Source organism: Ornithinimicrobium sp., assembly GCF_030537745.1.
GTDB lineage: Bacteria > Actinomycetota > Actinomycetes > Actinomycetales > Dermatophilaceae > Ornithinicoccus.
Genome location: NZ_JAUNVI010000041.1, coordinates 19,905 through 27,395 on the forward strand (window position 1 = coordinate 19,905; position 7,491 = coordinate 27,395).

The following is a 7,491-nucleotide window of genomic DNA, read 5'->3' on the forward strand; positions in this document are numbered from 1 at the left end:
GTCCCGACCGTCACCCCTGTCCCGGAGCCGTCCCGATCGTATGATCACCCTTGAGAACGTCAGCCTGCGCTATGCCAAAGGCGACCCCTGGGCGCTTCGTGATGTCGATCTGGACGTGACGCGGGGCGAGTTTTGCTTCGTCGTGGGCCAGTCCGGCTCGGGCAAGAGCTCCCTGCTTCGCCTCATCATCTTGGAGAACGAGCCCACCGCCGGGAGGGTGCTCGTCGCCGGTCATGACCTCGGTGCGCTGGCGCATCGGCGCGTGCCCTTGCTGCGTCGCCAGATCGGCACCGTCTTCCAGGACTTCCGTCTGCTCTCGGGCAAGACCGTCTATCAGAACGTGGCCTACGTGCTGCACGTCCTCGGTGCCCGACGGCACGAGATCGACCAACGGGTTCCTGAGACGCTGGCGCTGGTAGGGCTGCAGGCCAAGGGAAAACGACTGCCGCACGAGCTCTCCGGGGGCGAGCAGCAGCGGGTGGCCATCGCGCGCGCGATGGTCAACAAGCCACCGATCTTGCTGGCTGACGAGCCGACCGGCAATCTTGACCCGGACACCAGCCAGGACATCGTGGCGATCCTGGATCGGATCAACCGCGCCGGCACCACGGTCCTCATGGCCACCCACGACACCACGATCGTGGACCGCTTCCGCAAGCGAGTGGTCCAGCTCCAGGACGGTCAGGTGGTCCGCGACCAGGCCGAGGGCGGCTACCGCGAGGTGACCTCGTGAGGCCCGGCTTCCTCCTCGGCGAGATCCTCAACGGTCTGCGGCGGAATATGTCGATGATCGTCTCCGTCATCCTGGTGACGATGGTCTCCCTGTTCTTCCTCGGCGTGGGCCTGCTCGCCCAGCAGCAGGTCAACACCGCTAAGGGTTACTGGTACGACAAGGTCCAGGTCTCGATCTTCCTGTGCACCCCCGACGCCAGCGACGTCGCCTCTTGCGCCGGCGGTGGCGTCACTCCGGAGCAGCGTGAGCAGATCGCCGCCGACCTGGACGGGCTCGAGCCGCTGGTCACCGAGTACTTCTACGAATCCAACGATGAGGCCTATGACCGCTTCCGGAAGCAGTTCCGCAACTCACCGGTGCTCGACTCCATACCGCAGGAAGCCATCCCGGAGTCCTACCGCGTCAACCTCTCCGACCCCAGCAAGTATGAGGTCATCCAGCAGGCCTTCGAGCAGGCTCCGGGGGTCGAGAGCGTCGAGGATCAGCGCGAGGTCGTCGACAAACTGTTCACCTTCCTCAGTGCTCTCAGCCTCGGCGCGCTGGCTCTGGCGGTGGCCATGGTCGTCTGCGCGATCCTGCTCGTCTCCACCACGATCCGGCTCACCGCCTGGACCAGACGCCGGGAGACCGCGATCAAGAGGATGGTCGGCGCCAGTGCCTTCGCCATCCACCTGCCCTTCATCCTGGAGACCGTCATCGCCACGCTCATCGGGGCTGCCCTTGCGACCGGGCTGCTCTGGGCGACCGTTCGCTACGGGGTCACCGGGTTCCTGTCCGAGCTGCTCGCTGGAGACAGCGGCCTGATCAGCCTGGTCGGGCCACGTGACCTGTGGCTGATCACCCCCTTCCTGGTCGGCGGCTCCTTGCTGCTGGCTGTCATCACCGCCTGGATGGCCCTGCGCCGTCACGTGAGGGTATGAGGAGTTTCGCTATGTCATCCCTGTCATCACCTCCCATCGCTGCGTCTGCAGACCGGGCCGCCTCCCGAGGTCGCCGCACCACCGCACGCAGGCTGCGGTCGGCCGTGGTGCTGTCGTTGGCGGGCATGCTCGTCGCCGGTCCGGCACTCGCCGGTGATCTCGATGATCTGCGCGACCGCATCCGTCAGGTGGAGCAGCAGGAGAGCAAGGCGGAGAAGGCGCAAGGCAACGCCGCGACCAACGCTGACGCGCTGACCGAGGATCTGACGCATACCAGCGCCAAGTTGGTCGCGGCTGATGCCCGCCTGAAACAGACGAACGCCAAGGTGGGCCAGGCCAGGATCGAGCTGGCCGCGGCCGAGGAGGAGCTGGCCGATGCGGAGGCAGAGGCAGAGCGGATCCAGACCGAGCTCGGCATCGCCCGCGCCAACGAGGCGACGATCGAAGAAGGGCTGAAAGCCAACGAGATCGAGCAGGAGGAGAGCCTGTCCACGGTTGGTGCCATCGCGCGTGACAGCTACAAGCAGGGTGGGATCGGATCGCTGGCGACCACGCTGGAGATTCTCTCCGGAGAGACGGACGCGGTCGACCGGATGGCGATGGCACGCACCGTCCTGCGCGTCCAGGACCAACAGATTCGCACGCTGGCCACGGCACAGGCGCAAGCGGTGGCCGAGCAGGACCGCCTCGTCGGCGTCCGCCGCGACATCGACTACCTGCTCGCCCAGGCGCAGGCCAACGTCATCGCCAAGGAGCAGGCTCGCGCCGTCGCCGATGGAGCCAAACGGTCCCTGGAGTCGCTCGAAGCGCAGCAGGCCAAGGACAAGACCGACCTGGAGGCCGAGAAGGCCAAGGTCCAGGCGGACCTGGAGGCCGAGCAGGACCGCTCCAACGAGCTCGAGGCGCAACTGGCTGAGTTGGCGACGACCAAGCACGGGCTCAAGGTCAAGGAGAAGACTGAGGTCAAGCGGATCGCTGCGGAAGAGGCGAGGCGCCGGGCAGCCGCGGAGGCCGAGCGAGTGGCTGCGGAGCAGGCTGCCGCCGACGAAGCCGCCCGACAGCGAGCGGCAGAGCGAGAGGCGCAGCGTCAACGCGATGCCGCCGCCGCCGCCCAACAGCGTCAGGACGCGGACGCCGCCGCGCAAGCACAGCGCCGTGCGGCCGCGGCTCAGGCCGACGCGGACGCCGCAGCCAGGGCGCAGAGAGCGGCGGCCGACCGTGCTGCGACGGTTGCTCCGGCTCCGGCTCCGGCTCCGGCCTCTGCGCCCCCGCCGCCGCCGCCGACGGAGTCCGTCAAGCCGTCGAACTACTTGTCCTTCCCCGTCAACGCACCCACCACCAGCGAGTTCGGGATGCGCCTGCACCCGATCCTTGGCATCTGGCTCCTGCACTCCGGCCTCGACTTCGGCGCACCCTGCGGGGCGCCGATCCGCGCCGCCGCGAGCGGCACCGTCTACGGCACGCTGTTTGACAACAGTCGCGGCAACTACGTCGTCATCGACCACGGGGTCACGCGCGGCGTCAACCTCACCACCGCATACCTGCACCTGGAGAGCTTCGCGGTCTCCTCAGGGCAGTCCGTCTCGGTCGGTCAGGTCATCGGCTACGAGGGCACGACTGGCAGCTCGACCGGGTGCCACCTGCACTTCGAGACCCGCGAGAACGGCACCCCGACAAACCCCCGCGGCTGGCTCTGACCGATCGGCACTCTTCGAGGGCCGACAGCCCCTCAGCCGTGGCGCTTGAGGTGTGCTGACATCGCGCGGTCTGCCTCGCGGCGATCCTGACGCTCCCGCAGCGTCTGTCGCTTGTCGTAGACCTTCTTGCCTTTGGCCAGGGCGATCTCGACCTTGGCGCGACCATCCTTGAAGTAGAGCGACAACGGGACGATCGTGTGCCCGGCCTGCTCCGACTTGGACAGCAGCTTGTCGATCTCGTGGCGGTGGAGCAGGAGCTTGCGCCGCCGTCGGGGCGCGTGGTTGGTCCAGTTGCCCTGGGTGTACTGCGGGATGTGCACGCCCTCGAGGTAGAGCTCGCCTTGGTACTCCACGGCGTAGCCGTCCACCAGCGTGGCTCGACCCATCCGCAGCGCCTTGACCTCGGTCCCGGTCAGCACGAGGCCGGCCTCGACAGTGTCCTCGATGAGGTACTCGTATCGGGCCTTCTTGTTGCTCGCGATGAGCTTGCGTCCGGTTTCCTTGGGCATGGCCGATCCAGTCTAGGTGAGGCCGCGGTGGGTAGTCGCCTCGGTTTTGCTCCACGCCGGGTGGAGGGTGGCTAGGTGGGCCTCGGGTTGCTGGGGAAAGAGTCAGGGGGCAGGCTGGGGTGACCGCACGAACTATTGACGAGGAGTGCTCCGATGACTACAGCGCGCGAGATCATGACCGAGGGTGTGGAAGTGCTACGTGAGGACCAGTCGCTGATCGAAGCAGCTGCGGTGATGCGTGATCACGACGTAGGTGCGCTGCCGGTGGTCCGGGCCGACGGCTCGCTGATCGGCATCGTCACCGACCGCGACATCGTGATCAGCGGAGTTGCCACGGGTCGCGACCTCGGAGCCACGGCAGTGGGCGCCCTCGCCAAGGGGATCGTGTCCACGGTTGATGCTGGCGAGGACGTGGAACGGATCGTCGACATCATGGGCGACCAGCAGATCAAGCGACTGCCGGTGATGGACGGCGACGAGGTCGTCGGGATCATCAGCGAGTCCGACTTGGCCCGCGGCGTGGCCGAGGACAAGATCGTCCACTTCGTGCGGATGGTCTACGGCCGGGGCTGACCTGCCGGTCGATGGGTGCACCACGGCGCTCACGGGGAGGAGAAGGCGTTCTCCACGCGGGCGAGCACCACGCTGGGACGGGCGAGTAGCCACATACCCCCGAGCGCGAAGATGGTCGGGAGGACGAAGATCAGTAGGTTGGTCGGGCTGGAGACAAACGCGAGGGCAAAGCCGAGGATCGCCGGTGCTTCCAGCAACGCCATACGCAGGATGGTCAGGCGCATCGTGACGGAAGCCACGGAGCCTGCCCGCGACACGGGCAGCACGGCCGCGAGAGCCCAGACTGCAATGGTGGCGAGCAACACGGTGACGACCATCCACAGCGGCGGCGAGGCGAGTTCGGCGCCCAGCAGCGCCAGGACCACACCCAGCGTCACCAGCGCCAGCGCGTAGGACCCCACGAGGACTGCGAGCGTGCGGCGTGCCCCGTCCGAGGGTGACTGGGGGTTGGCGGGCATCGTGCTCATGCGTCGAGGGTAGGTCAGGGAATCTGGTTGGCCGCGGCGGCGTTCAGTGAGTAGACTGCAAGGTCCGACGGTGGAAGTTTTGCACTGAGACCGGCGGTCTTTGACAACTGCACAGCGTGAGGCACCCCATGGGGGTGATCGGTTTCGACGTTGCTCGGTATTTCAGGAGAAGCGGGTCGAGGATGCAAGGTCAGCTCGTCAACGCTCCTTGCAAAACCAATAGCTGCCAATTCTACGCGCAGCGACTTCGCCCTCGCCGCCTGACGGCGACGCGAAGTCTGTCAGCCTGAGGTAGTTTCCGACTCAGTGCCTGGCATCAGTTAGGAAACTTGCTGCACGGTCATGTCGGGGGATCGTGCGGGACTCCAACTCGACTGGGCCTGTCAGGGAACGTGTGCGCGCGAGCCCTGGGGCCGAGAAAATCCATAGCGCACTGCACCCGGAGAAGTCCTGTTCTTCTGGCAACGGACGCGGGTTCGATTCCCGCCACCTCCACTTACGTGTCTCATGCTGTGCGAGTTGTCCCACGTCAAACCCCCGTATTCCGCGTCACCACGCGGAATACGGGGGTTTTCTTGTGTGGGCACGTGTGAGCAGATGTAGGCTCTTTTCAGCACCCGAACTGACACACAGCTGACACAGGGTGCAGATGATCTGGGGGATGGGTAACTTGCGCGTCAAAGAAGCCGACAAGCCGCTGCCACGAGGGATCGTGCGGTTCTGCAACCGACAAGATTCCCTAACGGTTGTCAAGCCGTTGGGTACGTCTTTTACGGGCATGGCTACGTGTCCCCGGGGTGGCGGCCTGGTAGAACGCTAGGCGCAGCACGGCGGGTCCTTCCTTGGTGATCGCCCGGGAGGGCTGGGTCACGGTTCCTGAGGACCAGGTGGAGGGCGTCACCCCGACGTAGGGCGCGGCGGCCTTGGCTGTGACTAAGCGGGAGCCGTCGCCGAGGAACGCACGGACCGTGGGGGCGGTCATCGTGCCCATCCCTGGCAGGGACAGCAGTAGCGGGTCATCCCCATACAGGCCCGCCCAGTAGCGTTCGCCTGGGTCGTGGCGCGGCCGATCTGCTCAGCCGCGGTGGTGATGTCGGCCAGGTGCTCGCCGACCTCCCAGGCCAACGCGTCCAGGTCCAGGTGGGCCACCCCAGAAGTCGCACCAGGCTGCGGGAGCAGCCCGGATCGCTCCGGCCCGTTCGGCTACGCCGGGCCACGCCCCTGGTGTGGGCGGCCACGACCGCGGTCCCACTGGAGCGTCGCGCGGCCGCCAAAAGCATGCAGGTGTGGCCAGCGGGTCAGGACCGCGACCGCGGTGGGCCAGGAACCGGCGAACGCGGACCACACGACCGTCGAAAGTTCACCTGGCCAGCGAGATCAGCCGGCGACGGGCCCGGTTGCCGTCGACGACCAACTTCCTGCGCGCACGACCGCGCGGCGCAGCGCCAAATGGGCTGGGTCTGGCGGGGCCAGGGGTGCGAGGGTGAACACGTGGGCCGCCATGGACAGCATGTCGGCGTCGATCACGTCGGACTCGTGCTTGCCGCTGATCGCGCCGCGCAGCCGGGCGGAGGGACGGAGCCCGACCAGGGATAAGTCGCACCCGGCCCGTTGCAGGGTGACGTGCAGGCCAAGCCAGGTCATCGAGGTCGGTTCGGCCGCGGCGACCACGCCGGGGAAGGCCGACAGTTTCTCTCCGAGGCGTGAGAGGCCCGCGCTCGTGGGCGAGACGTGGCAGAGGGCGACCTGGACCCGCGCCGGGGCGGGGTCAGTAGTGTGTGGACACGAGGGTTCCTTCCGTTCGCTTGCAACGCGACGACCCTGTGCCGTTCGACCACCGGCCAAGTGACTTGCGGGACAGGCATCGTCCTGGGTGGACGGGAGAACCCTCCTCCCTTGCCCTCAACCAGCGGCAAATGGCGCGGTGGAATATCCCGGCCCTTCATGCCTACCCGGGCGACCGCGGCACGAGGGCTGCGTGGCGAACCCACGCTTGTGCGTGATCCGGTGCCTACCCAGGACCCACACCCGCGTCGCAAGCACACCGTCCTGGCCACCAATTCCCTGCACCGGGCCAGCCTGACCGGGAGAGCCGACCCCGAGTCCGTCGATCTCTTCCACGAGCCATCACGCCCAGCCGGATACCGGCCAGCCCCGAGGCCTTCTCCCACAGCCACCGTAGCGACCACCACCCGTCACCAGGAGGCCCTCCAAGTCATACAAGCCTATTAACCGACGTGGCCGTTGCCGCCGGTGTCCGTCGCGTCACCCTGGGCACGTGGATGACTCGCAGGCAGTGGTCCCCAATTTTGCTGAGGGGCGGACGTAAGCCTGCGACCTGACGGCCGCCTCCGGAGCTCCAGAACGGAGGGGGAGGGAGCTTTGGCACCGGGCCCTTTGGTACCTGGTCAGGACGATCGCCGGGGAATGTAGGTGTCTTTACCAGGTCAGGTTCACCCAGATTTTAGGGCGCCGAAGAACGACGTGCCGCCCTGTCCTGGCCGCGAGCAGGTGTCGTTCGAGCGGGCCGGCGGAGCTTTTTGCGCCGCTCAGGACGGGAGTTGCTGAATACCAGCGGCCACAAGGCGTGGG

General features: G+C 67.0%; 8 protein-coding genes and 1 other RNA gene. 5 read left to right on the top strand and 4 right to left on the bottom strand.

Annotated elements, in window-relative coordinates; genetic code table 11:
• Nucleotides 1-40 precede the first annotated feature (40 nt).
• The 3 genes from ftsE to Q4P07_RS09785 are packed head-to-tail and all read left to right on the top strand — an operon-like array spanning nt 41 to nt 3,350.
• Nucleotides 41-733 (top strand): cell division ATP-binding protein FtsE, encoded by a 693-nt coding sequence (ftsE, locus tag Q4P07_RS09775; protein WP_303374725.1) that lies wholly within the window; start codon nt 41-43, stop codon nt 731-733.
• Nucleotides 730-1,653, top strand: a complete 924-nt coding sequence (ftsX, locus tag Q4P07_RS09780) for a permease-like cell division protein FtsX (protein ID WP_303374726.1) — start codon at nt 730-732, stop codon at nt 1,651-1,653. The genes ftsE and ftsX overlap by 4 nt, the downstream gene beginning before the upstream one ends.
• Before the next feature lie 11 nt (nt 1,654-1,664).
• On the top strand, nt 1,665-3,350 hold the full coding sequence (locus Q4P07_RS09785; protein ID WP_303374727.1) for a peptidoglycan DD-metalloendopeptidase family protein: 1,686 nt from the start codon (nt 1,665-1,667) through the stop codon (nt 3,348-3,350).
• Nucleotides 3,351-3,382: 32 nt separating this feature from the next.
• Here the strand turns inward: Q4P07_RS09785 and smpB are convergent, their stop codons facing one another.
• On the bottom strand, nt 3,383-3,859 hold the full coding sequence (smpB, locus tag Q4P07_RS09790) for an SsrA-binding protein SmpB (RefSeq protein ID WP_303374728.1): 477 nt from the start codon (nt 3,857-3,859) through the stop codon (nt 3,383-3,385).
• Between the two features lie 153 nt (nt 3,860-4,012).
• Here smpB and Q4P07_RS09795 point away from each other — a divergent pair, with 153 nt between their 5' ends.
• Entirely contained in the window at nt 4,013-4,432 is a 420-nt protein-coding gene (locus tag Q4P07_RS09795; RefSeq protein WP_303374729.1) for a CBS domain-containing protein, read from the top strand.
• 29 nt (nt 4,433-4,461) lie between these two features.
• On the opposite strand, the gene Q4P07_RS09800 is transcribed toward Q4P07_RS09795, so the two are convergent.
• Nucleotides 4,462-4,899, bottom strand: a complete 438-nt coding sequence (locus Q4P07_RS09800; RefSeq protein WP_303374730.1) for a hypothetical protein — start codon at nt 4,897-4,899, stop codon at nt 4,462-4,464.
• A 130-nt stretch (nt 4,900-5,029) separates the two neighbouring features.
• On the opposite strand from Q4P07_RS09800, the gene ssrA reads away from it, so the two are divergent.
• Nucleotides 5,030-5,397, top strand: a transfer-messenger RNA (tmRNA) gene (gene ssrA, locus Q4P07_RS09805).
• Between the two features lie 241 nt (nt 5,398-5,638).
• Here ssrA and Q4P07_RS09810 read toward each other — a convergent pair.
• Together Q4P07_RS09810 and Q4P07_RS09815 are read right to left on the bottom strand one after the other, a co-directional pair.
• On the bottom strand, nt 5,639-5,929 hold the full coding sequence (locus tag Q4P07_RS09810) for a transposase (protein WP_368660269.1): 291 nt from the start codon (nt 5,927-5,929) through the stop codon (nt 5,639-5,641).
• Nucleotides 5,930-6,276: 347 nt separating this feature from the next.
• A complete protein-coding gene (locus tag Q4P07_RS09815) occupies nt 6,277-6,543 on the bottom strand; it encodes a hypothetical protein (protein WP_303374731.1) in 267 nt (88 codons plus the stop codon).
• Nucleotides 6,544-7,491: the final 948 nt, after the last annotated feature.

Coding starts and splice junctions, on each gene's coding strand:
- ftsE (WP_303374725.1), top strand. CDS start 41: ATGATCACCCTTGAGAACGTCAGCCTGCGCTATGCCAAAGGCGACCCC.
- Q4P07_RS09785 (WP_303374727.1), top strand. CDS start 1,665: ATGTCATCCCTGTCATCACCTCCCATCGCTGCGTCTGCAGACCGGGCC.
- smpB (WP_303374728.1), bottom strand. CDS start 3,859: ATGCCCAAGGAAACCGGACGCAAGCTCATCGCGAGCAACAAGAAGGCC.
- Q4P07_RS09795 (WP_303374729.1), top strand. CDS start 4,013: ATGACTACAGCGCGCGAGATCATGACCGAGGGTGTGGAAGTGCTACGT.
- Q4P07_RS09800 (WP_303374730.1), bottom strand. CDS start 4,899: ATGAGCACGATGCCCGCCAACCCCCAGTCACCCTCGGACGGGGCACGC.
- Q4P07_RS09815 (WP_303374731.1), bottom strand. CDS start 6,543: ATGACCTGGCTTGGCCTGCACGTCACCCTGCAACGGGCCGGGTGCGAC.